Below are 23619 nucleotides of genomic sequence, written 5' to 3'. Positions count from 1 at the left end.
TCGAATTCCAATCCACCGCGTCAGGATAACGCGAACTGCCGCTACAAAGTCGAAAAAATCTTGCCGGGGTTGAGAATGTTGTCGGGATCGAGCGCCTGCTTGATCTGCCTCATCAGGGTGACCGCGCCGCCAAGCTCCGTCGGCAGGAAAGCCTGCTTGCCCTGCCCGATGCCGTGTTCGCCCGTGCAGGTGCCGTCCATGGAGAGCGCGCGGGCGTTGAGGCGACCGACGAAGGCCTCGACCTTTTCGACATGAGCCGGGTCCTTGTCGTCGAAGACCACGCAGACATGGAAATTGCCGTCGCCGGCATGGCCGACGATTGGAGCGAGAAGACCATGCTCCTCGATGTCGCGCTCGGTCTCGGCCACGCAATCGGCCAGGCGCGAGATCGGCACGCAGACATCGGTCGCAATCGCCTCATAACCGGGACGCAGCGCCTTCGAGGCCCAATAGACATTGTGCCGGGCCTTCCAGAGCTTTGCCCGCTCCTCGGCATCGGCACTCCAGTGGAATTCGCCGCCGCCGCATTCGGCGGCGATGGCGCCGAATTCTTCCGATTGCAGGCGCACGCTCTCCTCCGTGCCGTGGAACTCCACGAACAGCGTCGGCTGCTCCGGCAGATCGAGACCGGAATAGGCGTTGCAGGCCTTGATCTGTAAGGTGTTGAGCAGTTCGATGCGGGCGACGGGAATGCCAAGCTGGATGGTCATGATCACGGCATTGCTGGCATCCTTCAGCGTCGGAAAACCGCAGATGCCGCCGGCGATGACGGCGGGGATGCCTTGCAGGCGCAGGGTCACGGAGGTCAGAACGCCAAGCGTGCCCTCCGCCCCGACGAGAAGGCGCGTAAGGTCGTAACCGGCCGAGGATTTGCGCGCCCGCCGGGCGGTGCGGATCTCCTCGCCGGTCGCCGTAACGGCGGTCACGGCCAGTACGTTGTCCTTCATCGTGCCGTAGCGCACGGCGTTTGTGCCCGAAGCGCGCGTCGAGGCCATACCGCCGATCGAGGCATTGGCGCCGGGATCGATAGGGAAGAACAGGCCGGTATCGCGAAGGTAGACGTTCAGCTCCTCGCGGGTGATGCCGGGTTCGACGGTGCAGTCGAGATCCTCGGCATTCACTTCGAGGACGCGCTTCATAGCGTTAAAATCGATCGAGATGCCGCCGAAGGGCGCATTGACTTGCCCTTCCAGCGAAGAGCCCGTGCCGAAGGGAATGACAGGCACCTTCAGCTCCGCGCACAGCCCAACGACCGCCTTCACCTCCTCGGCATTCTCCACGAAGACGACGGCATCGGGAAGCTGCGCGGGAATATAGGTGGTGGTGTGGGCGTGCTGCGTGCGGATCGCCTCGCCGGTCTGCAACCGCGTGCCGAAACGCGCCGAAAGCCGGGTTATCGCTGCGGCGATCCCCGCCTCGTTGCGCTGGCCCGTCCTGATATCCGCCAATGCCATGGTAAGGTCCTCACTCTCTGAGGTTTACTCAGCAAATTGACGCCCGGCTGTCCAGCCGCAATATCCGGTCATGCCCTGCATTTCCGGCAGCGATCACTCCGCCGCCTGCGGCAAGACCTCTTCTTTCGGCTGCTCTTTCTCGCGCGTGCGCGCCAGCATCTCGGCATGCTGGAGCTCGGCGGCAAGACGGCGCTCCTCATCGGCATGCGGGCTGGTGAAGCGGGCGATGACGAGATAGGCGACCGGCGTCAGATAAAGCGTCACGACCGTCGCAAGGCCAAGGCCACCGACCAGAACCCAACCGAGCGAGATGCGCGCTTCGGCACCCGCCCCACTTGCCAGCACCAGCGGCACCGCGCCGACGACTGTGGCGATCATCGTCATCAGCACCGGACGCAGGCGGATGTTGGCGGCATTCTCGATCGCGCTGCGGATATCCTGCCCCTGATCGCGCAGCTGGTTGGCGAATTCGACGATGAGAATGCCGTTCTTCGCCATGATACCGACAAGCAGCACGAGGCCGATCTGGCTGTAGATGTTGAGCGTCGTGCCGGTCAGGATCATTGCGAAGACGGCGCAGGCAAGCCCCAGCGGCACCGTCACCATGATGATGACGGCGCTGACGAAACTTTCGAACTGTGCCGAAAGCACAAGGAAGATGATGGCGATGGCGAAGCCGAAGGTGATGACGAGGCCGCTCGAATTCTCCTGCAACGAGGCCGCTTCCGCCATCGGCATCAGGCGCGAGCCCTCCGGCAGCAGGGGCTGCGCCATCTCCTCGACCATGGTGAGCGCATCACCCAACGCCAAGCCGTCCTTGAGGCCGGCGGAGAGCGAGACGGCGCGCAACTGCTGCTCACGTGAAAGCTGCGGCGCAACGGCCTTTTCTTCCAGGGTCGCGATGGACGACATCGGCACGATCTTGCCGTCGCCGGTCTTGAGGAAGATGTTTTCGAGGTCCATCGGGTCGTTGATGGGAGTCGTGGTGGAGGACAGTTTGACCGGGTAGGACTGCCCGTCGACATAGATATCGACGACGCTCGTGCCCTCCAGCATCGCCTGCAAGGCGGCGGAAAGGCCTGTAATGTCGATGCCGAGATCGGCCGCGCGCTCGCGGTCGACGGTCACGGAAAGCTGCGCCTGGTTGGCCTCGTAGTTGAGGCGCACGTTCTGGAAGCGGCCGCTGTCCTCGATCTTGCGCACCAGCTCCGCCGCCGCATTGCCGAGTTTGGTATAGTCGTTGCCGACAAGCGCCACCTGCAACCCGTTGCCAGCGCCGCGAATGCCGAGACTGTTCGGCTGCTGCGCGAAGGCGCGTACCGAGGGCACGTCGGCGACGGCCTTGTTGATATCCTGCACGATCTGCTGCTGCGAGCGCTCGCGCTCGCTCCAGGGCGCCAGCGTCAGCACCATGAAGCCGCTGTTCGTCGAACCGCCCTGCCCCGAAATGGAGAAGATGTTGACGATCTCGCCGCCGTCATAGAGCGGGCGCAGCTTGTCCTCGATCATCTTCATCTGGTCCTGCGCATATTCGAGCGACACGCCCTGCGGCGCATTGATGCGCAGCATCACCATCGAGCGGTCTTCGGTCGGCGTCAGCTCGGATTTGATGGTGAAGAACGAGGTGGCGCCCGCCGCCGTGAACAGCAGAGCGACGATGAAGACGATGAAGGGCGCGCCGAGGCAGGCCTTGAGCGACGCACGGTAGAAGCGCGACGCGGCTCCGCCGATGCGGGCGAGGATGCCGGTATGTTCATGCGTCATGTCCTTCGTCAGCATGCGCGACGCGAGCATTGGGCAGAGCGTCAGCGCCACGAAGGAGGACAGCAGGATGGCGAAGGCGAGCACGAAGCCGAATTCGCGGAAGAGCCGGCCCGCCTGCCCCGGCAGGAAGGAGAGCGGCACGAAGACGGCGGCAAGTGTGGCCGTCGTTGCGATGACCGCGAAGAACACTTCCAGCGTGCCCAAAATGGCGGCGGCGCGCGGCTTCAGGCCCTCGGCCCGGCGGCGCACGATGTTTTCCAGCACCACGATGGCATCGTCCACCACGAGGCCGGTCGCCAGCACGATGGCAAGCAGCGTCAGGATGTTGACGGAGAAGCCCGCCATATAGATCGCCGCGATGGTGCCGATCAGCGCGATCGGCATGCTGATCGTCGGAATGAGCGTCGCGCGCCAGTCGAGCAGGAAGAGATAGATGACGAGCGTCACGATCAGGACGGCGACGACAAGCGCGATCTCCACCTCATGGATGGCACCATCGATGAAGACGGCGTCGTCGCTGGTGATCTTGATCTGGGTACCCTCGGGCAGGATCGTGCCGAACTGCGCGACCATCTGCTTCACGCCGGCGGAGATGTCGAGCGTGTTGGACTGTGCCTGGCGGATGATGCCGAGGCCGATGCCCTGCCGTCCGTTGGAACGCAGCGCCGTCGAGCCCTCGTCCGGGCCGAGCGTGACCATGGCGACGTCGCCGAGGCGCACGTGGTTTTTCAGGATGAGGTTTTCGAAGTCGGACGGCTTGGTCAGGTCGGCCGTGGCACGCACCGTGATATCCTGGCTCTGGCTCTTCAGCGAACCGGCCGGCACGTCGAAGGCGGCGGTCGCCAGCGCGTTGCGCAGGTCGGCCACCGTCAGCCCACGCGCCGCAAGTTTCGCCTGATCGACATCGACGCGGAAAATCTTCTCCTGATCGCCATAGACCGCCACGTCGGCGACGCCCTCGACGGAGGCAAGCCGGTCGGTGATCTCGTTTTCGGCCAGCAGCGTCAGGTCTTCGAGCGACAGCGTGTCGGAGGTCAGCGCAAGCCGCATGATCGGCTGGCTATCCGCATCGGCCTTCACCACGCGCGGGTCGTCGGCATCGTCGGGCAGCTGGTTCGTCACGCGGCCGAGCGCATCGCGCACGTCGTTGGCGGCCTGGTTGATATCCGTGGTGTCGGAAAACTCCAGCGTCACGCGGCTGCGGCCGAAGGACGAGACGGAAGAGATTTTCTTGATGCCCTGCACGCGCGAAACGCCACCCTCGATGACATCGGTCAGCTCGCGGTCGATGGTTTCCGGCGACGCGCCGTCGAAATCGGTGGTGACGCTGATGACCGGCTGGTCGACGGAGGGCAATTCGCGGATTTCGACGCCCGTGAAGGCGGCAAGGCCGGCGATGATGATCAGCGTGTTGAGCACGAGAGAGAGAATCGGCCGGCGAATGAAAAGCGCGGTAAAACCCGCCTTGCCGCCATCGTTCATTCCGCTCGCCTCGCCCGACATCACGTGCCCTCCGCGACGGCAGGTTTTTCCTTGATGCCGCGCTCTTGCGCCGTGCGCACAGCCCCGCCCGGCCGCAGCGTCTGCACGCCCTCGGTGACGACGGCATCTCCCTCGGCAAGCTCAGCCTTGACCAGCACCTTATCGGGATTGCGCTGCACGATATGGACCGGCACGCGTTCCGCCTTATCGCCCTTCACGCGCCAGATATAGGAACCGTCGGCGCTCCATTGGAGCGAAAGCGGATCGACGCTCGGATAGAGATCGCCGGCAAAGTGCATGGCCACCTGGAAGGACATGCCGGCGCGCAGCACGTCTTCGGGATTGGCGATGCGGGCGCGGACGCGCAGCGTGCGGCTTTCCTGGTCGATGCGGTTGTCGATCGCCTGCACCGTTCCTGTGAAAACGTCGCCCGGCCGCGCGACCGCCGTCGCACTCACCTCGCCGCCGACCTTGATGCTGGTGGCAAACCGCTCCGGCACCCAGTAGTCGACGAGGATTTCCGAGCGGTCGTCGATGCGGGCAATCGCCGTCGACGTCGTGACATAGTCGCCCGGATTGACGGAGATGATGCCGACCACGCCGCCATAGGGTGCGGTGATATCGCGGCGACGCAGCGTCAGTTCGGCATTGCGCAGGGCCAGTTCGGCGGCCTTCAACGCGGTCTGCGCATCCTGCAGATCGGCCGTGCTGGTGGAGGAACGGAGATTTTCCAGGCGTTTCAGCTTCTGCTGGGCGGCTTCGACGGTGACGCGCGCCTGATCGGCGGCGATCTTCTGCTCGTCGCTGTCAAGCCGGGCGATGACAGCCCCCTGCTCCACCCGCGTGCCGGATTCGACGAGGACTTCGGTGAGATTGCCGGTGGCATAGGGCGTGACCGTCACGGTGCGGATCGCCTCGCCGTCGCCGATGGCGTTCAGGCGATCGTTGACGGTGGCCATGGCGACCGGCTTGGTGACGACGAGCGTCGGCCCGCCGCCGAAGCCGCCGCGACGGCCGCCGCCCTGCCCATTGGCCTGGCTCCCGCCGTCCGCCTTCTCCTCAGAGGCCGGCGCGATGGCCGCGACAAGCGGCGCCGGCAGGCCGGCAGCCGTCAGCATCCCGTTTGCGCCGGGCGCGAAGCGGCCCCAGAGCAAAACCCCGGCCGCAATGACGCCAAGGCCGATAAGGAGCTGTTTCCAAACCCGCATGCACTCTCTCTCCGATGGAAGCGAACCGTCACGTTTTGCAGTGCGACATAGGGCAAGTATCCCGTTTTGGAAATGAACCGGCAATGAAAGAATCGGATCATTACGGAATTGTAAGATTGAGGCTTCGGTCTGTTACCGAAATGTAAGAAAACGTGGAGAAATCTTCCCCTGCCGCGCCTTATCCGAGCATGGGCGTGACTGGACGCTCCTTTCCCTTGTGATAGCTTTTCTGCCGGCCCACAGGCCGCAAACTATTTCAGTATTCTTTCATAAACCTATTGAACGAGAGGGGAAACCATGTGCGACGCCTGCATTATTGACTCCGTGAAATCCCGCATGCTTTCGAGACGAAGCTTCTTCCGCGCCGCCGCCGCGGGCGGGGCCGCTGTCGCCGCCGCAAGCTCAGGGGTACTCAGCCCGGCTTTCGCCCAGGCGCCATCGAAGGTGACGGACCTGACGCACGAACTCCACGAGGAATTTCCGACCTTCTTCGGCCAGCAGCAGTTCTGGCGCGAACAGAAGTTCAATTACAAGGAACACAAGTTCAACCTCTTCGAGCTGCGCGTCAACGAACACACCGGCACCCATCTCGATGCGCCGCTGCACTTTTCCGAGGACGGGACTTCGGTCGCCGAAATCCCGGTCTCCGATCTCGTCGTGCCGCTCGCCGTCATCGACATCAGGGAGAAGGCCGATGCCAGCCCGGATGCCCAGCTGACGCCGGACGACATCAAGGCCTGGATCGCAGCCAATGGCGACCTGCCGGAGAAAGCCTGCGTGGCGCTCCATTCCGGCTGGGGCAAACATCTCGGCACGGACAAGTTCCGCAATGCGGATGCCGACGGCAAGCTGCACTTCCCAGGCTTCCATGTCGAAGCGGTGCAGTATCTTGCGGAAAATTCGAGCGCCGTCGGCATCGCGGTCGATACGCTCTCGCTCGACTATGGCCTCTCGCCGGATTTCGCCACGCACTACGCCTGGCTCTCCTCCGGTAACTGGGGGCTTGAAGGCGCGGCCAATCTGGACCAGCTTCCGGCAAAGGGTGCCACGATCTTCGTCGGCGCGCCGAAAGTGCGCGGCGGCACGGGCGGCCCGTCCCGCGTCTTCGCACTCGCCTGATGTCTGCCGGCCGGCGGTTCGCCGCCGGCCTTTCCGGAGGAGACTACCATGAGCACCGTCAAGCCTGCCGAAAACATCGAAGCCGACCCGCGCGTCAAGGCCGTCTTCGACGACATCCGCGCCGTCAGGAAATCGGATTTCGTCAACAATATGTGGCGCTACCTCGCCTTCGATCCGGCGCTGCTGGAACGCACCTGGGCGGAGGTGAAGGCCGTGATGGCGACGCCCTCGACGCTCGATCCGCTGGTAAAGGAAATGCTCTACATCGCCGTCTCCGTCACGAACGGCTGCTCATACTGCGTCCACTCCCACACCGCCGCCGCCAAGGCGAAGGGCATGACGGAGGCGCAATATGGCGAACTGCTCGCCATCGTCTCGCTCGCCGGCAAGACAAACCAGCTGGCGACAGCATTGCAATTGCCCGTGGACAGCGTTTTCGATGCCGAGCGCGCAATGCCCTGAGCGAGCAGCGCTTTCCACAATCTTTCCACCCCTGTTCTTCCCCGTGGAATAAAAGCAGAACGGAAAACTGGTCTTTCGGACCCGAATCACTACATTGAGCCGCATGATCAGCGGTTACGACGACATTCCCTTCTTCGATGAAGACCCGCAGCTCGGCGCAAAGCCTGCCGCTCCGGCCAAGCCGTCCGGCGGTATCGGCATTGCCGCGCGCGCCATGGCAGCCCGCGATGCGCAGCGCGCGCCGGACTATCTTTCCGGCCTCAACCCCGAACAGCGCGAGGCGGTCGAGACCGTCGACGGCCCCGTTCTGGTGCTCGCCGGCGCCGGCACCGGCAAGACGCGCGTGCTCACCACCCGCATCGCCCACATTCTCGCCACCGGCCGCGCCTTCCCGAGCCAGCTTCTCGCCGTGACCTTCACCAACAAGGCGGCGCGCGAGATGAAGGAGCGCATCGGCCTGCTGGTCGGCGGCGCCGTCGAGGGCATTCCGTGGCTCGGCACGTTCCACTCGATTGGCGTGAAGCTTCTGCGCCGCCATGCCGAACTCGTCGGCCTGCGCTCGGATTTCTCGATCCTCGACACCGACGACGTCGTGCGCCTGATCAAGCAGATCCTGCAGGCCGAAAGCATCGACGACAAACGCTGGCCGGCCAAGCAGTTCGCCGGCATGATCGACGGCTGGAAAAACAAAGGCCTCGATCCGGCGCAGATCCCGGAAGGCGACGCCCGCGCCTTCGCCAACGGCAAGGGCCGTGAACTCTACGTCGCCTACCAGAACCGCCTGAAGACGCTGAACGCCTGCGATTTCGGCGACCTTCTGCTGCACCCGATCCGCATGTTCCGCGCCAATCCGGATGTGCTGGCCGAGTACCATCAGAAATTCCGCTATATCCTCGTCGATGAGTATCAGGACACCAACACCGCCCAATATATGTGGCTGCGCCTGCTCGCCCAGCGCCCCAAGGGCACGCCGCAGAATGTCTGTTGCGTCGGCGACGACGACCAGTCGATCTATGGCTGGCGCGGCGCGGAGGTGGACAACATCCTGCGCTTCGAGAAGGATTTTCCCGGCGCCAAGGTCGTCAAGCTGGAGCGCAATTATCGCTCGACGGCCCATATTCTGGGCGCCGCCGGCCATCTGATCGCCCATAACGAGGACCGGCTCGGCAAAACGCTCTTCACCGACCGGCATGACCCCGATGACGACAAGGTCGTCGTTCACGCGGCCTGGGATTCCGAGGAGGAGGCCCGCGCCGTCGGCGAGGAGATCGAGCAGCTCCAGCGCAAGGAGCACAAGCTCAACGACATGGCGATCCTGGTGCGTGCGTCCTTCCAGATGCGCGAATTCGAAGACCGTTTCGTCACGCTCGGCCTCAATTACCGCGTCATCGGCGGTCCGCGCTTCTACGAGCGGCTCGAAATCCGCGATGCCATGGCCTATCTGCGCCTCGTCAGCCAGCCGGCCGACGACCTCGCCTTCGAGCGTATCGTCAATACGCCGAAACGCGGCCTTGGCGATACGACCATCCGCAACCTGCACGACTATGCCCGCGCCCGCGACATCCCCATGCTCGCCGCCGCAGCGGATATCATCGAGACGGACGAGCTGAAGCCGAAGGCGCGCAAGGCGCTGTTCGACGTCGTCACGGATTTCCGCCGCTGGCAATCGCTGCTGGAGACCACGCCGCACACCGAGCTTGCCGAGCAGATCCTCGACGAGAGCGGCTATACCGCCATGTGGCAGGCCGACAAGTCGGCCGAAGCGCCGGGCCGGCTGGAAAACCTCAAGGAACTCATCCGCTCGATGGAGGCCTTCGAATCGCTGCGCGGCTTCCTCGACCATGTGTCGCTGGTCATGGATGCCGAGCAGAACGCCGAGCTCGATGCCGTCTCGATCATGACGCTGCATTCGGCCAAGGGCCTCGAATTCGAGACCGTCTTCCTGCCCGGCTGGGAGGAAGGCCTCTTCCCGCACCAGCGCGCGTTGGATGAGGGCGGCCGCTCGGGGCTGGAAGAAGAACGACGCCTCGCCTATGTCGGCATCACGCGGGCAAAGCGCCGCTGCCACATCTGGTTCGTCTCGAACCGCCGCATCCACGGCCTCTGGCAATCGACATTGCCCTCGCGTTTCCTCGACGAATTGCCGGAAGCCCATGTCGAAGTCGCCGAGGTGGAGCAATCCTATGGCGGGTACGGCCGCGGCGGCGGCTACGGCCAATCGCGCTTTGACAAGCAGGAGCCGTTCCAGAACGCCTATTCGACGCCCGGCTGGCGCCGCGCGCAGGCCAACCGCACGGATGCGACGCGCGACAACTGGGGCTCCCGCTCCGGCCACGCGGTGGAGCGCATCGGTTATGGCGAGAGCGGCCCGCGATCGAAGACGATCGACGGGGAACTGGTGGCGAAGTCCACCACGACCGAGCCGTCGAAATTCTCCGTCGGCGACCGTGTCTTCCACATCAAGTTCGGCAACGGCAACGTCTCGGCAATCGAGGGCAACAAGCTGACGATCGATTTCGACCGCGCCGGCCAGAAACGCGTGCTCGACGGCTTCGTCGAACGGGCGTGACGGGGCCGGCCTGCGGCCCCGCCTTCGCTGTTCTCAGGATGCCTTGCGCATCGCGCCGAGACGCGCGGCGCGCTCCTCGGGGGACCAGATTTCGCTGCCGTCACGACGGCGGGCGCGACGGTTGAGCTGGAAGCGGTTCACCAGTTCGCTGAGGGTGATCGCGCCCTCCGCGAGCGTCTGGCTGGTCGAGGTCGTATGCTCGACCATGGCGGCATTTTCCTGGGTGATCCGGTCGACGTCGCTCACCGCCGCGCTGATCTCCTCTAGGCCGCTCGCCTGCTCGGCGGCGGAGGTGGCGATGGCGTCGACATTGTGGTCGATCTCTTCGACGAAATTGCCGATTTCCCGCAGCGCCCGGCCTGTTTCACCGACGAGCCGCACGCCCTCCTGCACTTCCGCGCTGGAATTGGTGATCAGAGTCTTGATCTCGCGCGCCGCCTTGGCGGAGCGCTGGGCAAGCTCGCGCACCTCCTGCGCCACGACGGCAAAGCCCCTGCCCGCCTCCCCGGCGCGCGCGGCCTCGACGCCGGCGTTCAGTGCCAGGAGGTTGGTCTGGAAGGCGATCTCGTCGATCACGCCGATGATCTGACTGATCTCGCTGGAAGCAGCTTCGATGCGCTGCATGGCGCTGACGGTGTCGTTGACCACGCCGGCGGAGCTATGGGCTGAAGCACGGGCGTCCTGCACCAGCTTGCGCGTCTCGCGGGTGCGGTCCGTCGAGGAACGAACGGCGACCGTCGCCTGCGTCAGTGCAGCCGCGGTCTCTTCCAGAGCGACGGCCTGTTGGCGCGTGCGCTCGGAAAGCTCCTCGGCCGCCTTGCGCATGTCCTGCCCGCTGCGGTTCTGCGTATAGGTCTGGTCGAGCACCTCCGACAGCGTTTCCTGGAAGGCACCGATCGAATTGTTGAAGTCTCGGCGCAGCGGCTCGAATTCGGGAATGAAGGCGTTGTCGATCGTCATGCGGATATTGCACTCGGCAAGACGGCCGAGACCGGCACCAATCTCCTCGATCGCTCGCACGCGCTCGGTCACGTCGGTCGCGAATTTCACGACCTTGAACACCCGGCCATCGGCATCGAGGATCGGGTTGTAGGAGGCCTGGATGTGGATCTTGCCGCCGCCTTTGGTGAAGCGCGTGAACTGGTCGGAAACGAAATGCCCCTCGCCAAGCCGTTTCCAGAAGTCGCGATAGGCAGTGCTTGCCACATGCTCCGGCTGACAGAACATGGAATGGTGCCGGCCGACGATCTCGGACAGCTGGTAGCCGAGTACGGCCAGAAAATTCTCGTTGGCCGTCAGAATCTTGCCATCGGGGGTGAATTCGATGACGGCCTGCGCGCGGCCGAGCGCCGTCAGCTTGCCGTCGTCCTCCATCGCTTTGCGCTTGGCGGCGGTGATGTCGGTGGCGAACTTCACGACCTTGTAAGGCTTGCTGCCGCGGAAGATCGGATTGTACGACGCCTCGATCCAGATTTCGCGCCCGCCCTTGGCGACGCGCTTATACTGGCGCTGGTCGAAACGCCCCTCGGCCAGTTGCGCCCAGAAGGCCGCATATTCGGGCGAGCGCGCCTCTTCCGGCTCGACGAAGATGCGGTGATGTTTACCGACGATCTCCGAAAGCTCGTAACCAACCGTATCAAGGAAATTCTTGTTGGCATGCAGGATCTTGCCCGTCAGATCGAATTCGATGATCGCCTGCGATTTGTTCATCGCGGCAAGCACGGCGCGGGCATTCATTCCAAAATCGAAAGCAGTCACGTTCGTTCCCCAACCAACTGGATTTGGCAAGAATTGACCGAAAATTGTTAGCGTTTTCTAAACCAACCGTTTTTGCGCATAACATTTAAGAGGAAAGTACGACAAAACGAAAACCGGCGCCCAAAGGCACCGGTTTTTGAAGAGAAACAGTCGGTTTCGGATCAGGCGCCGGCCTTGCGGTAGAGCGCGGCGAGCTGCGTGCGGGAGGACGGGATTTCCGGGACTACGACCATCATCGTGATATGCCCGCGCTTGAAGGCATTGAGGAACGGCTCGTAGTTCTGGAAGGCGACACAGCCATGCGAGCCTTTCTGGCCGCGCAGAAGGTTGGTGTGGGTCAGAAGGCCCGTGCGGTTCTTCGGATCACGCCCGTCGACGGAGAGCATGCGGATGGCTTCCACGCCATGGAAACGCTGCTCGCGCATCCGGAGGCGATAGATGCCGGCCGGGGTCGGTCCCGTCATCTTCACGTGCTCGTAGCCCGGATTGTCGCGCATCTTGCCGATGCCGGAATGGGCGCGCAGCTTCGTGCCATCGGGCATGTAGACCGTCGCGTTGGAGACGTCATAGATCGCGACCTTCGTGCCACGGCCCGGCCAGCCGGTGCCGGAACCCTTGCTCTTGAAGAGATCGCCGAACAGCGAGCGCTCGGGCTTCACGAGCGCGACGTCTTCATCCTTGTCGTCAGCCTTGGCATCGTCGCGCTTGTTGGTGCGCGCAACGGGTTTTTCCTCGACGACGGGCTTTTCGATGGTGACGGTTTCGAGCGCGGGGCGTGCTTCCGGCAGCGGAATTTCGCTGAGAAGGTTTTCCTCCTCGATATCCGGCTTCTTCATGACGAGGCCGAAGGGCTGGATATCCTTGCGGGCGGATTGATCCTCGATGAGCGCGGTGACGAGCGTCGGCTGGCCGGTAATGGCCTTTTCCTGCTCGACCGAGCGCTCGGCGCGCGCGACGGCCGCGTCGATCATTGCGGCTTTGGCCTTTTCGCGCTTCACGACGGCGGCAAGCTGCAGGGAGATCTTGCGCTGGTGCGCGACCTGGATCGCCTCGGCCGTCAAAAGCTTCTGGCGAAGCTCGCTTTCCGACGGCTTGGAGAGACGGCCGAATTTCTGGATTTTCAGCGAGCGCTCGGTGGTGTCCTTGCCGGCCGCGAGCGACGCGACATGAAGGGGAGCCGACAGGCTCTTCTTGCCTTCAGAGAGCGAAGAGGCCGCATGCTGCATCGCGCCCAGCGTCGAGACGACGGCCCAGGCGGACCCGGCGATGACGCCGCAAGCAAGCAATGCGCTGAGAAGGATACCGCCGGAACGACCCGAACGGGTTTTCGCCGCGGAACGCGCGGAACTGTACACAGACGCCATGATACTTGTTACCCGAAACTCGTTACTCAACGCGGCCGCGGAAACAACACTCCGAGAGCCACTACGCTGGCGGCGGTGGGAGCCACGGGCTCCAGAGTTCCGCCGAACGAGCAAAGAATGACGAAATATGGTAAGCAAATCCTAAACGGCGCCTCGTGTTTTTGAAGGAGTCTGCCGGGAGGTCCTCAACACCCGGCGAAACTGCCCTGTCACGAGATTGCGGCGCTCGCGTGTCCGAACGCCGTCGCCTCCCTAGAATTGGGGATGCCGGCTTAACCAGTCGGTCGCTTTTTCGTAAGCCGCGGCCGCCGAGAGCACATCCCGGTCCGCCCGCGCCGGGCCGATGATCTGGATGCCGGCCGGCAGACCATTGTCGCCAAAACCCGCCGGCATGGCGGCGACCGGCAGGCCCGCGAGCGTCGGGCCGATCACCACCTCCATCCAGCGGTGATAGGTATCCATCATGCGCCCGCCGACCGTCTTCGGCCAGTCCATCCCGGCATCGAAAGGGAAGACCTGTGCAGAGGGCAGGATCAGGAAATCATACTTTTCGAAGAGACCGGCGACATAACGATGCCAGTCGCTGCGCGCCAGCGAGGCGGCATAGACGTCCTTTGCCGTAAGCTGCTCGCCGTTTTCGATCTCCCAGATCATCTCCGGTTTCATGCGCGCCCGCTTCGCCGGATCGGCATAGTCGGCCGCCTGGCCGTTGGCGACGAGGAAATGACGCAGCGTGCGCCAGGTCTGCCAGAGCCTGTCCATGTCAAAACCGGGCGCGACATCCTCGACGGTGCAGCCGAGCCCGCGGAAAACATCGAGCGAAGCGCGGCAAAGCTCCAGCACGCCGGGCTCGAAGGGCAGATAGCCGCCGAAATCGCCAAGCCAGCCGATGCGGGCGCCCGAGAGATCGCGGTGCGGATCATAGGCCAGGCTTTCATCGGTCAGCGACAGCGGGTCGCGCGGATCGTGCCCGGCCTGCGTGGCAAACAGCGCGGCGACATCGGCGACGGTACGGCCCATCGGACCGTTGACGGCGAGCTGGCCGAGGAAGAGTTCGTTGCCGAGCGACGGGATGCGGCCGAAGGACGGGCGGAAGCCGATGACATTGTTGAAGCCGGCCGGATTGCGCAGCGAGCCCATCATGTCGGAACCATCGGCGACCGGCAGGATCTGCGCCGCAAGCCCCGCCGCAGCACCACCGGAGGAACCGCCGGCGCTCTTGGCCGTATCGTAGGGATTGCGCGTAACGCCGAAGACCGGATTGTAGCTGTGCGATCCCAGGCCCATTTCCGGCGCATTGGTCTTGCCGATGATGATGGCGCCGGCCGCGCGGATGCGCTCGACATGGATATCGTCATAGTCAGGCACGAAATCCGCGTAGTTCGCCGAGCCGAAGGAGCAGAGGATACCCTTGGCCTCCGACAGGTCCTTGATGGCGAAGGGCATGCCGTGCAGCCAGCCGCGGTATTCGCCGGCCGAGAACGCCCGGTCGGCCTCGTCAGCCTCGGCCAGAAGTTCCTCAGTCGGGCGCAGGCTGACGATGGCGTTGATGCGGGGATTGATCGCAGCGATGCGGTCGAGATAGGCCGCCATCACGCTTCGGCAGGTCAGCCGGCGTTCGGCGATGGCGGCGGAAAGGGCAAGGGCGGAAAGGGCGGTGATGTCCTGCAAGGTCGGCTCCGGCATTTGTCTGTGACAGAGCTAGCAGGCCGTATGCGGGAGCGCCAGCCTAGCCTTTCAGCCTAGCTAGGCGCCCTGGCGGAAGGCGAGCGCCAGCAGCGCCACCGCAGCCAGCGAGCCCAGCGTGCGAATATGGTTCCACATCACCCAGACATCGAGATAGCGCTGCCAGAGTGTCGCCTGCTCCGGACTGCCGGCAGGGGCCGCGACTAGCGCATCGTTGAGCGGCACGTTGAAGACCGCGGTCACGCCAAAGACCGCGACGAGGAAGACGATGCCACCCGCCATCGCCATCAGCCCCGCCGCCCCGCCCTGCATGTAGCCGATGATCGCGAGGACGAGCGACAGCAGCGTCGCGCCGAAGAAGGCGGAAAAGAACAGCGGGTTCTGGATGACCGCGTTGATCGCATTCATCGCCGCTGCACCCTCGGCCGGCGACAGGCGTGCAAAGGCCGCCATGATGCAGACGGAGAAGATGAAGAACAGGCCCGCATTGAGCGCCGTCGCGAGAATGGCGAGGAAGGTCAGGATGGGAAACAGGCTTGCCATGGTCAGGTCCTCCAGAAACCGGTTGCAGCGACATCGCGGGCAAAATCGGCAAAATCGCGCGGCGGGCGGCCGAGCACGCGGTGAATATCGTCGCTCAGGCGCTCATTGCGTCCGTCAAGCACCGAGCCGAAGAGATAGCTGACGAGCCAGATGACGTCTTCCGGCATCTGCGCGTCCCGCAGCATCTCCGCATAGGCATCGATCGTGACGGGCGTATAGGTGACCGCACGCTCGCCCGCTGCGGCAAACTCCGCCACGGCCTGCGAAAACGTCATCAGCCGCGGACCGGTCAGTTCGTAGGTCTTGCCGGCATGCCCTTCCTCCGTCAGCGCTGCGACGGCCATGTCGGCGACATCGGCCGTATCGACGAAGGGTTCGCGCACCGTGGCCGAGGGCAGAACGAGCTCGCCGGCAAGGATCGGTTCGGCAAACAGGCCCTCGCTAAAATTCTGGAAGAACCAGCTGCCGCGCAGCACCGTCCAAGCGAGGCCCGCCTCCTTCATCGCCTCCTCGCTGACCTCGGCCGCATCCTCGCCGCGCCCGGAGAGCAGCACGAGGCGCTGGACACCGGCTTCGGCGGCAAGGCGCGAGACAAGGCGGATATCGTCGTCGGAGCCCGGCACCGCCAGATCCGGCTGATAGGCGATATAGACGGCATCCACGCCCGCAAGCACCGCCGGCCAGCCGGCGGCATCGCGCCAGTCGAACGGGATCGCCGCCGAGCGCGAGCCGATCCGCACCTCATATCCCCGCGCCCGCAGCCGTTCGGCCACCGGCCGTCCGGTTTTGCCTTCACCACCCATAACCAGAATACGCTTCATCTCTCATCCTCCAAAATGTGAGCTTTACTCATATTTGCAAAATGTGAGGAATCCTCGTATTTGTCAAGCGTGATTTGCGCCAAGCTTTGGAGAGAGCGATGAACGACACGCAGATGCGCCGCGCGCCGAGCCAGAAGCGCAGCCGCGAGCGGGTGGATGCCATTCTTGCCAATGCGACTGAGATGATTGCGCAAACGGGCAGCGACGCGCTGCGCATGAGCGAGCTTGCCCAGCGCACGGGCATCTCGATCGGCTCGCTCTACCAGTATTTCCCCGACAAGAGCGCCGTCGTGCATGCGCTTGCCGAGCGCTGCAACGAGGAAAGCCGCGTCTGCATCGCCGAAGGCCTTTCCACCGTCACCAGCATGGAAGACCTCGCCGCCGCCTTCGGCGCGCTGATCGACACCTATTATGCGATCTTCCTCGCCGAGCCCGTCATTCGCGACATCTGGTCCGCCGTGCAGGCGGACGGTGCCTTGCGGGCGATGGAGGTGGAGGAAAGCCGCCGCAACGGCGCCCTGCTCGGCGCTCGGCTGAAGGCGTTGCGACCGACGGTCGATCCCGCAAAAATCGACGCGACGGCCCTGCTCGTCATGCATCTTGGCGAAGCCACGATGCGCCTTGCCGTCTCCGTCGAGCGGGCGGAGGGCGATGCGCTGGTCGATGCCTACAAGCGCATGGCGATCCGCGACCTGACGGCACTGTAGAACGGTCCTATTTCGCGGCGCGGCGCTGCTCCAGCACTTCGGCCGCCTCCAGCAACGTCGCGAAAAGATAGGAAATCCGGTCGCTGCGCGTCTCGCCATACCAGATCTGCGGCACCATCACGCGAAAGCGGGTTTCGAGCAGATCGGCCAGCGCCTGCGTGTCGCCCATCCATTCCAGCGCATCGGCATAGAGGTTCATCACGCTCGGCGCCGGGAAACGTGCCAGCAAATCCTCGAAGCCCCGCTTCACCAGATCGGGATCGCACAGCGTATCGACGAGCTCGTGGCTGCCGACATCGGTATTGGCCTGCTGGATCAGCGCATAGAAGCCCATCCCGAAACGGTCCTCGGTCAGCTTGGCCGCGCGGCGGGCAAAATCCTCGAGATCCCGTTCATCCCGGCCAAGCCAGCGCGGCATGATCATGCGGGCATGGGCGCGGCACAGATCGATATTGTAGCGATCGAGCAGCCAGGCGCGCTCGAAGCGTGCCTTGAACGTCTCGAAATTGCCCTCGTTGGCCGAGCGGCGGTAATCGCTCATCCGCCAGCTGAAATCACTCGGATCGGCATGGCTATCGAGCACCACGTCTGCCTCCTTCAGCAGCGCTTCATAACCCTGCCATTGCTCGGCCCTGACGTCCCGGCCCCAGCCGGTGCCGCGCCGCACGAAGGCGGTGACGCGGAGCGCGTCGGCATAGGTCGCGGCGGAAAAGGCGGACGGACTGCGCTCGATGAACGCCCGGAAAGGCGCAAGCCCATCCTCATGCGCCTGAGCCGCCGCTTCCTCGTCGGGCAGCTCGGTGAAGGGTTCCAAAAACCAGTCCCGCACCAGCGAATAGAGCGGCTTGCCGTTTTCCGCAATGACACCGCCCGCCCGCGCCGCCTCGAAAGTCCGTTGGTAAGTCTCGAAACCGCCGCTCCGCCAGGCCGCGCGCATGGCGTCGCGCTGCGGGATGAGGGCCGGTATCTCGTCATGGAGCTCGACGAGGGAGAGGTCGTAGTCGCGAACCAGCCGTTCCTCGTCGGAAAGCGGCTCGGACGGTGCGGCCGGTGCTCGGCCGAAAATCCTGCTCGCAAGACCGGCGAGAATAGTCTTGAACCCCATGTCGCTCCACTCCCCCGGGCAAAGCCCGCCTGCCCCGCACCCCCCGGGACACACAGCAGACGGCTGCCCCAGGGACGCTATTCACCGCCATCACCGTTTTTTGAAGATGGCCCGCTCTTTCCCCGTCGCGCGCGTGCTACATTTAAGGATGGCAGATGCATGGATGGGTGACGGTCATGCTGACGATGCTTGCCTTGCTGATGAGCCTCACATCCGGCACCACGCTCGCCGCTTCCGGGGAAGACGTCGACGTGGAGCTGGTCCTGGCGGTCGATGTGTCCGGGTCGATGGATATCGAGGAGGCGCAGATCCAGCGTGCTGGCTATGTCGATGCGCTGCGCCACGCCGAGTTCATCAATGCCGTGCGCGACGGGCTGACCGGCCGCATCGCCATCACCTATTTCGAATGGGCCGGCACGGTTCGCGACAGCTCGCACATCCCCTGGCAGATCATCTCCGGCCCCAACGACGCCAACGCCTTCGCCGCCCTGCTGGAGGCCCGCCCGATCGCCACGCGCCGCGGCACCTCCATTTCCAGCGCCATCGCCTATGGCGCAAAGCTCTTCGACGCCAACAGCTATTCCGGCATGCGTCGAGTCATAGACGTCTCCGGCGACGGCCCGAACAATTTCGGCCCGCCTGTGACACCGACGCGCGATGCCGCCAATGCGCTCGGCATCATCATCAACGGCCTCGCCATCATGATCCGCCCGTCCGCCGCCTATGGTTCGCTGGACGACTACTATTCGAACTGCGTCATCGGCGGCCCCGGCGCCTTCGTTCTGCCGGTGCAGGAGCCGGAGGATTTCGCCATCGCCATCCGCCGCAAGCTGATCCTCGAAGTCAGCGGCGCCGAGCCGCCCGCCCGCATCCTGCCGGCCGCCGGCAGCGACGTCGATTGCCTGATCGGCGAGCGGCTGCGCCCCAGCAACATGGACCGCTACTACCCCGAACTCGACCGCTAAAAACCTGTTCCAGCCGAAACAGCGCCCTCGTGTCACAGTGACCGTACTGGATGAAATCCCTTCATCCTTTCACGGGAAGAGAGGAGACTGAAATGCGCAAATTCCTCATGTCCGCCGTTGTCGCGACCATCGCAGCGGTATCCTTCGCAGCCCCCTCGCAGGCCGGCGGCTTCTATTTCGGCTTTGGCGGTGGCCATGGCTGGGGTGGCCATCACGGCTGGGGCGGCCACCATGGCGGCTATGTCACCCACTACTATGGCCATCGCCGGCATTGCTTCTGGAAGAAGATCAAGCGCTACGACCACTGGGGCAACCTCGTCATCAAGCGCGTGAAGGTCTGCCGTTAAGCAGCGGCACTGTCCCGGCTTTCGCCGGAAATCCCGCCTGCCCCGGTCGCCCATCGGCCGGGGTTTTCCCCTTTTTGGAAAACGCACGTTTCACAAGCTATTCCTTTTGCACGAAAATCGTGCTTATATTGAATGAACGTTCAGCAAAATAATGGGGAGCGACATGAACGAGATGATCCGCGATATCAGCATTCCCAACGACTGGGACCGGAGCGGACTTCCCGGCTGGTGTTATCACAGCCCCGCGCTTCTGGAGCTGGAAAAGCAGCATGTCTTCCGCGAGCACTGGCAGATCGCCTGCCATGTTTCCGACATTCCCGAGCCAGGCAACTACCTCACCATGGATGTCGTCGGCGAGCGTGCACTCATCCTGCGCGGACAGGACGGCACGGTGCGCGCCTTCCACAATATCTGCCGCCATCGCGGCTCCCGCCTCGTCGCGGACGAGACGGGAAGCTGCCGCAACGCGCTGGTCTGTCCGTTCCACGGCTGGGTCTATAATCTCGACGGCACGCTGCGTGGCGCTGCCCGCCCACGCAGCTTCCCACCGCTCGACAAAGACGAATTCGCGCTGAAATCGCTGGAATGCGAGATCTGGCAAGGTTTTGTCTTCATCCGCTTCGCCCCCGGCCCCCAGCCCTCCGTCGCCGAGGTGATGAAGCCTTTCGAGGCGGAGCTGTCCCATTACCGATCGGAAGAGATGATCCCGACCGGCGGCATCTGGACACAGGAAACACCCGTCAACTGGAAGTCCGTGCGCGACGTCGACAACGAGGGCTATCACGTCGCCATGGCCCATCCGGCGCTACAGGATCTCTACGGCTCGACCTACTACGACGAGCCTTTCGTCGACGGTCTCTGCCGGTCGTTTGCGACCTACAATCCGCATGCCGGCCGCCGCTGGAGCGTGCGTAACTACGTCAAGATTTCCCCCGAGAACACGGCGCTGCCGGAGCACTTGCGCAAGGCCTGGATCTATTTCGGCCTCTTCCCGAACTGCGTCATCGCGGTCACGCCCGAAACCATCCAGTTCTATCAGGAATTCCCCGTCGCCATCGGCAAGACCATGCTGCGCGGCGGCATCTACCGCTATCGCGAAGAGGATCGCGCCCACCGGCTCGCCCGCTACCTCGCCTTCCGCATCGATCGCGACACCCAGGCCGAAGACGTGCAGCTCACCGTCTGGTCGAACGAGGCGATGACGTCGAACGCCTTCGCCGGCTTTTACCTCTCCGATCTCGAATATGGCGTGCGCACCCATCACGACCACCTGCGCAAGGTGCTGCCGGTCATGACGCTGAAGGAAGCGCCGGACGAGAAGGCGATGGCAGAGGCCAATAGCAGCCTCAAGGCCTGAGCAGCTCTTACGAAGGGCGCGGCTTCGGTACCGGCACGTCCTTCACCGTTTCGTCGACCCATGTCTTGATGGTGTGGACCTGCTCGGCGATCCGGTCCTTCAGAAAAGTTTCCTGCCCCGGCAGGCCCATCGGATAGAGCGCGTCGCGGCTCGCCTCATAGGCCGCCGCCTTGTCGGTGCACAGACGAATGCGCATGTCTTCCGGTACCGCGCCGACCTTGTTCTGGAGACTTTCGACAGGCCCCGCGCCGGTCGGCAGACGGCCGTCGAAGGCCTGCGTCAGGTATTGCGCCGAGCGTTCGTTGCGCTCGCGCTCCGTCGTCGCGCCGAGAATAACCACCATCATGCGCCGGCCGCCGCGCGTCGCGAGCCCGACGATGTTGCGCCCGGAGGCACAGATGAAGCCGGTCTTCATGCCGATGGTGCCGCTGAAGCGGGTCAGGAGCAGATTGTTGGACTTGATCTCCTTGCCGTCGATCGTGACGGCGGAGGCCTGGAAGAAGCGGCGGTAGCCGGGAAACGAACGATCCACTTCCAGGCCGAGGATCGCGAGATCCCGCGCTGTCGTATAGTTCGCCTTGTCGGACAGGCCGTTCGGATTGGAAAAATGCGTGCCAGTCAGCCCTAGGCGCTCGGCCGTCTTGTTCATCCGCGCGACGAACGCGGCCTGATCGGGGGCCACGGCTTCGGCGAGCGCGACGGCGACGTCGTTGGCGGAGGCGGTGATGACGGCATAGAGCGCGTCTTCCAGCGTCATCGCCCGCCCGAGCGTCAGGCCGGACTCGAGAAACGCCTGCTTCGTCGCATTGCGCGTCATCGTCACATGCGTCGACATGGTGACTTCGCCGGCCTTCAAAGCCTCGAACACGACGAGCGCCGTCATCAGCTTGGTCGTGGAGGCCGGATACCACGGCGCGCCCGCATCTTCCTGATAGAGCACCTGACGGCTGTCGGCATCGACGACCAGCACAGGCGTGGCAAGAGCCGGCGCGCCGGTGAAAAGCGGCGCCAGCGCGAAAAGCGATGCGAAAAGGGCCTGTCTCCTCCACGGCCGTTCTGCTGTTGTGTCGTTGCTCATATCCATTCTCCGAAGAAGCAGCCCTAATGCCATCATGGGCCGCGTGAGCGCAAGCTTTTGCTGCGATCGGGAGCCGGGTCGGCCTGCCGCTCCTCCTGCGCCGAACGCACACTGAAAGGCACATAAAAAAGAGGCCCGCTTTCGCGAGCCTCAAATGTTTGGACCGGGGAATGGTCGTTCCAAACAAGCTTTTTGAAGGACTTAGTCCTTCCAGAGCCCCTCCCGGACGAGATCGTCCATGGTGAGTTCGATGCCCTTGCGCAGGATCGCCGTCATGTCGTCGATCTGCGAAAGCGAGATGGTGAGCGGCGGCGACATCACGCACATGTTAATCAGCGGACGCACCAGCAGGCCGAGTTCCTGGCAATGTTTGTCGATGCGCTTGCCGACTTCCAGATCGAGCGTCAGCGGATTGTTGCTGACGCGATCAGCGACGCATTCGACGCAGGCCATCAGCCCGAGCCCGCGCACCTCGCCGACCAGCGGCAGCTCTTCCAGCGCCTTCAGGCCCGCCTGGAAATGATCCGACACCGCCCGCGTATGCGCCAGCAGTCCACCTTCGAGAATATCGAGGTTCTTCAGCGCGACCGCGCAGCCGACCGGGTGGCTGGAATAGGTGAGCCCGTGCGCAAACATCGCCTCCGAATGGTTCGAGCGGCGCAGTTCCTCGAACAGCCGCCCCGCGATCATCACCCCGCCGAGCGGAAAGTACCCTGACGTGACACCCTTGGCGAAGGTGATCATGTCGGGCTCGATGTCGAAAACATCCTTCGCGGCGAAGACATGCCCGAGCCGGCCGAAGGCCGTCACCACCTCGTCGGCGATGAAGAGGATGTCATTGGCGCGGCAAAGGGCGTGCATGCGCTTGAGGTAACCCGGCGGCGGCACGATGACGCCGCCCGAGGCCATGACGGGCTCGGCGATGAAAGCGCCGATATTTTCCGCCCCCTTCTCCTCGATGACCTGCCGGAATTCCTCGACAAGGAAATCGCAGAAGGCGTCAATGCTCATACCGTCGGGCCGGCGGAAGGGGTTCGGGCAGGAGAGCTTCACCACCAGCTCTGAGGCGCTATCCATCCAGTCATGGTCGCGCGGCCGGCCGTTGAGCGAGGCGGAGAGATAGGTCGAGCCGTGATAGCCGCCCTGGCGGGAGACGATCAGCTTCTTCTCGGGCCGGCCCTTCACATTGTTGGCGAACTGCATGAAGCGCAGCGCCGTCTCGACCGCCGAGGAGCCGCCCGTCGTGTAGAAGACGTGATCGACGCCATCGGGCGCATGGCCGGCAAGCCGGGCCGAGAGCACGGCCGACGGCGTGTTGGTCGTGTACCAGGGCGAGTTATAGGAGAGCTCCATGGCCTGCGAGGCCATCACGTCGGCAAGCTCACGGTTGCGATGGCCGGCATTGACGCACCACATGCCGGCGGGGCCGTCGATCAGCTTTCGCCCGGCCGCATCCGTCACATAGATGCCCTCGCCGGACTCGATGCGCCCACGCGCCTCCGCGCCGATGGAGCCGGACACCGGCCAGGGCTGCACGAGATGCCGCTCGGCAAGCCGGGTCAGATCGTCGGCCACCTCTTCGACCGGTTCGTTCGCCGTTTTCGGAATTGCCGCCATGTCCCTCTCCATCGAGAATTTGCGAAAAGAATCTGCGATCAACAATATGAAAGATCTCGTATTTCCCGATCATATTGAATGTTCGTTCAATCAATATTGCAGAAACAGGGCTTGATTTCAACGGGGATTTAGGCGCATGCTTCGTTTCGGGAACAACGAAGCCGAAAAGGCGACCGCCATGGGAATGGGAAAGCTCACCCTTTATGAAAGTTG

Annotated in this window: 18 protein-coding genes; 7 read left to right on the top strand and 11 right to left on the bottom strand. The window is 63.8% G+C overall.

Annotated elements, in window-relative coordinates; all coding sequences use genetic code 11:
- Positions 1-41: 41 nt before the first annotated feature.
- The 3 genes from AC27VQ_RS14670 to AC27VQ_RS14660 form a co-directional block, all read right to left on the bottom strand.
- Positions 42-1454 carry an FAD-binding oxidoreductase gene (locus AC27VQ_RS14670; RefSeq protein ID WP_488716835.1) on the bottom strand — a complete coding sequence of 471 codons (1413 nt, stop codon included), beginning with the start codon at positions 1452-1454 and terminating at the stop codon, positions 42-44.
- Positions 1455-1547: 93 nt separating this feature from the next.
- On the bottom strand, positions 1548-4721 hold the full coding sequence (locus tag AC27VQ_RS14665) for an efflux RND transporter permease subunit (protein WP_488716834.1): 3174 nt from the start codon (positions 4719-4721) through the stop codon (positions 1548-1550).
- Complete coding sequence (locus AC27VQ_RS14660; RefSeq protein ID WP_421593552.1) at positions 4721-5908, bottom strand: efflux RND transporter periplasmic adaptor subunit; 1188 nt, start codon at positions 5906-5908, stop codon at positions 4721-4723. The genes AC27VQ_RS14665 and AC27VQ_RS14660 overlap by 1 nt, the downstream gene beginning before the upstream one ends.
- A 297-nt stretch (positions 5909-6205) precedes the next feature.
- Here AC27VQ_RS14660 and AC27VQ_RS14655 point away from each other — a divergent pair, with 297 nt between their 5' ends.
- The 3 genes from AC27VQ_RS14655 (at position 6206) to AC27VQ_RS14645 (ending at position 10058) form a co-directional block, all read left to right on the top strand.
- On the top strand, positions 6206-7027 hold the full coding sequence (locus AC27VQ_RS14655; RefSeq protein WP_488716833.1) for a cyclase family protein: 822 nt from the start codon (positions 6206-6208) through the stop codon (positions 7025-7027).
- 48 nt (positions 7028-7075) lie between these two features.
- Positions 7076-7489, top strand: coding sequence for a carboxymuconolactone decarboxylase family protein (locus tag AC27VQ_RS14650; RefSeq protein WP_488716832.1), 414 nt, complete (start codon positions 7076-7078; stop codon positions 7487-7489).
- Between the two features lie 103 nt (positions 7490-7592).
- Complete coding sequence (locus AC27VQ_RS14645; protein WP_488716887.1) at positions 7593-10058, top strand: ATP-dependent helicase; 2466 nt, start codon at positions 7593-7595, stop codon at positions 10056-10058.
- A gap of 33 nt (positions 10059-10091) precedes the next feature.
- Here AC27VQ_RS14645 and AC27VQ_RS14640 read toward each other — a convergent pair whose 3' ends face one another.
- The 5 genes from AC27VQ_RS14640 to AC27VQ_RS14620 all read right to left on the bottom strand — a co-directional run bounded on the left by AC27VQ_RS14640 (position 10092) and on the right by AC27VQ_RS14620 (position 16230).
- Positions 10092-11795 (bottom strand): methyl-accepting chemotaxis protein, encoded by a 1704-nt coding sequence (locus AC27VQ_RS14640; protein WP_421593584.1) that lies wholly within the window; start codon positions 11793-11795, stop codon positions 10092-10094.
- A gap of 182 nt (positions 11796-11977) precedes the next feature.
- On the bottom strand, positions 11978-13180 hold the full coding sequence (locus AC27VQ_RS14635) for a DUF2778 domain-containing protein (RefSeq protein ID WP_488716831.1): 1203 nt from the start codon (positions 13178-13180) through the stop codon (positions 11978-11980).
- 252 nt (positions 13181-13432) lie between these two features.
- Positions 13433-14851 carry an amidase gene (locus tag AC27VQ_RS14630; protein ID WP_488716830.1) on the bottom strand — a complete coding sequence of 473 codons (1419 nt, stop codon included), beginning with the start codon at positions 14849-14851 and terminating at the stop codon, positions 13433-13435.
- A gap of 75 nt (positions 14852-14926) precedes the next feature.
- Positions 14927-15409 carry an anthrone oxygenase family protein gene (locus tag AC27VQ_RS14625; protein WP_488716829.1) on the bottom strand — a complete coding sequence of 161 codons (483 nt, stop codon included), beginning with the start codon at positions 15407-15409 and terminating at the stop codon, positions 14927-14929.
- A 2-nt stretch (positions 15410-15411) separates the two neighbouring features.
- Positions 15412-16230: an NAD(P)H-binding protein gene (locus AC27VQ_RS14620; protein WP_488716828.1), complete on the bottom strand. Its 819-nt coding sequence runs from the start codon at positions 16228-16230 to the stop codon at positions 15412-15414.
- Between the two features lie 98 nt (positions 16231-16328).
- On the opposite strand from AC27VQ_RS14620, the gene AC27VQ_RS14615 reads away from it, so the two are divergent.
- Positions 16329-16937, top strand: coding sequence for a TetR/AcrR family transcriptional regulator (locus AC27VQ_RS14615; protein WP_488716827.1), 609 nt, complete (start codon positions 16329-16331; stop codon positions 16935-16937).
- Positions 16938-16944: 7 nt separating this feature from the next.
- On the opposite strand, the gene AC27VQ_RS14610 is transcribed toward AC27VQ_RS14615, so the two are convergent.
- A complete protein-coding gene (locus AC27VQ_RS14610) occupies positions 16945-18042 on the bottom strand; it encodes a hypothetical protein (protein WP_488716826.1) in 1098 nt (365 codons plus the stop codon).
- Positions 18043-18218: 176 nt separating this feature from the next.
- Between AC27VQ_RS14610 and AC27VQ_RS14605 the strand changes: the two genes are divergently transcribed.
- The 3 genes from AC27VQ_RS14605 (at position 18219) to AC27VQ_RS14595 (ending at position 20711) form a co-directional block, all read left to right on the top strand.
- The gene (locus AC27VQ_RS14605) at positions 18219-19007 is read left to right on the top strand and encodes a DUF1194 domain-containing protein (RefSeq protein ID WP_488716825.1); all 789 of its coding nucleotides are present in this window, start codon (positions 18219-18221) and stop codon (positions 19005-19007) included.
- A gap of 92 nt (positions 19008-19099) precedes the next feature.
- The gene (locus AC27VQ_RS14600; protein ID WP_488716824.1) at positions 19100-19354 is read left to right on the top strand and encodes a hypothetical protein; all 255 of its coding nucleotides are present in this window, start codon (positions 19100-19102) and stop codon (positions 19352-19354) included.
- 163 nt (positions 19355-19517) lie between these two features.
- Complete coding sequence (locus tag AC27VQ_RS14595) at positions 19518-20711, top strand: aromatic ring-hydroxylating oxygenase subunit alpha (RefSeq protein ID WP_488716823.1); 1194 nt, start codon at positions 19518-19520, stop codon at positions 20709-20711.
- 7 nt (positions 20712-20718) lie between these two features.
- Here the strand turns inward: AC27VQ_RS14595 and AC27VQ_RS14590 are convergent, their stop codons facing one another.
- Both AC27VQ_RS14590 and AC27VQ_RS14585 read right to left on the bottom strand, forming a co-directional pair.
- Positions 20719-21789 (bottom strand): D-alanyl-D-alanine carboxypeptidase family protein, encoded by a 1071-nt coding sequence (locus AC27VQ_RS14590; protein WP_488716822.1) that lies wholly within the window; start codon positions 21787-21789, stop codon positions 20719-20721.
- A 201-nt stretch (positions 21790-21990) separates the two neighbouring features.
- Entirely contained in the window at positions 21991-23406 is a 1416-nt protein-coding gene (locus AC27VQ_RS14585; protein ID WP_488716821.1) for an aminotransferase, read from the bottom strand.
- Positions 23407-23619 lie beyond the last annotated feature (213 nt).

It is taken from the genome of Shinella sp. 20P9.1.1 (genome assembly GCF_057798995.1).
The sequence above is the reverse complement of the archived record's forward strand: the minus strand, read 5'-3'. Positions and strand labels throughout refer to the sequence as shown.

Bases quoted from the DNA above. Each gene is read 5' to 3' on its own strand.
- AC27VQ_RS14670 (WP_488716835.1), bottom strand. From the start codon at position 1,454: ATGGCATTGGCGGATATCAGGACGGGCCAGCGCAACGAGGCGGGGATC.
- AC27VQ_RS14665 (WP_488716834.1), bottom strand. From the start codon at position 4,721: ATGTCGGGCGAGGCGAGCGGAATGAACGATGGCGGCAAGGCGGGTTTT.
- AC27VQ_RS14660 (WP_421593552.1), bottom strand. From the start codon at position 5,908: ATGCGGGTTTGGAAACAGCTCCTTATCGGCCTTGGCGTCATTGCGGCC.
- AC27VQ_RS14655 (WP_488716833.1), top strand. From the start codon at position 6,206: ATGTGCGACGCCTGCATTATTGACTCCGTGAAATCCCGCATGCTTTCG.
- AC27VQ_RS14650 (WP_488716832.1), top strand. From the start codon at position 7,076: ATGAGCACCGTCAAGCCTGCCGAAAACATCGAAGCCGACCCGCGCGTC.
- AC27VQ_RS14645 (WP_488716887.1), top strand. From the start codon at position 7,593: ATGATCAGCGGTTACGACGACATTCCCTTCTTCGATGAAGACCCGCAG.
- AC27VQ_RS14640 (WP_421593584.1), bottom strand. From the start codon at position 11,795: ATGAATGCCCGCGCCGTGCTTGCCGCGATGAACAAATCGCAGGCGATC.
- AC27VQ_RS14635 (WP_488716831.1), bottom strand. From the start codon at position 13,180: ATGGCGTCTGTGTACAGTTCCGCGCGTTCCGCGGCGAAAACCCGTTCG.
- AC27VQ_RS14625 (WP_488716829.1), bottom strand. From the start codon at position 15,409: ATGGCAAGCCTGTTTCCCATCCTGACCTTCCTCGCCATTCTCGCGACG.
- AC27VQ_RS14620 (WP_488716828.1), bottom strand. From the start codon at position 16,230: ATGAAGCGTATTCTGGTTATGGGTGGTGAAGGCAAAACCGGACGGCCG.
- AC27VQ_RS14615 (WP_488716827.1), top strand. From the start codon at position 16,329: ATGAACGACACGCAGATGCGCCGCGCGCCGAGCCAGAAGCGCAGCCGC.
- AC27VQ_RS14610 (WP_488716826.1), bottom strand. From the start codon at position 18,042: ATGGGGTTCAAGACTATTCTCGCCGGTCTTGCGAGCAGGATTTTCGGC.
- AC27VQ_RS14605 (WP_488716825.1), top strand. From the start codon at position 18,219: ATGCTGACGATGCTTGCCTTGCTGATGAGCCTCACATCCGGCACCACG.
- AC27VQ_RS14600 (WP_488716824.1), top strand. From the start codon at position 19,100: ATGCGCAAATTCCTCATGTCCGCCGTTGTCGCGACCATCGCAGCGGTA.
- AC27VQ_RS14595 (WP_488716823.1), top strand. From the start codon at position 19,518: ATGAACGAGATGATCCGCGATATCAGCATTCCCAACGACTGGGACCGG.
- AC27VQ_RS14590 (WP_488716822.1), bottom strand. From the start codon at position 21,789: ATGAGCAACGACACAACAGCAGAACGGCCGTGGAGGAGACAGGCCCTT.
- AC27VQ_RS14585 (WP_488716821.1), bottom strand. From the start codon at position 23,406: ATGGCGGCAATTCCGAAAACGGCGAACGAACCGGTCGAAGAGGTGGCC.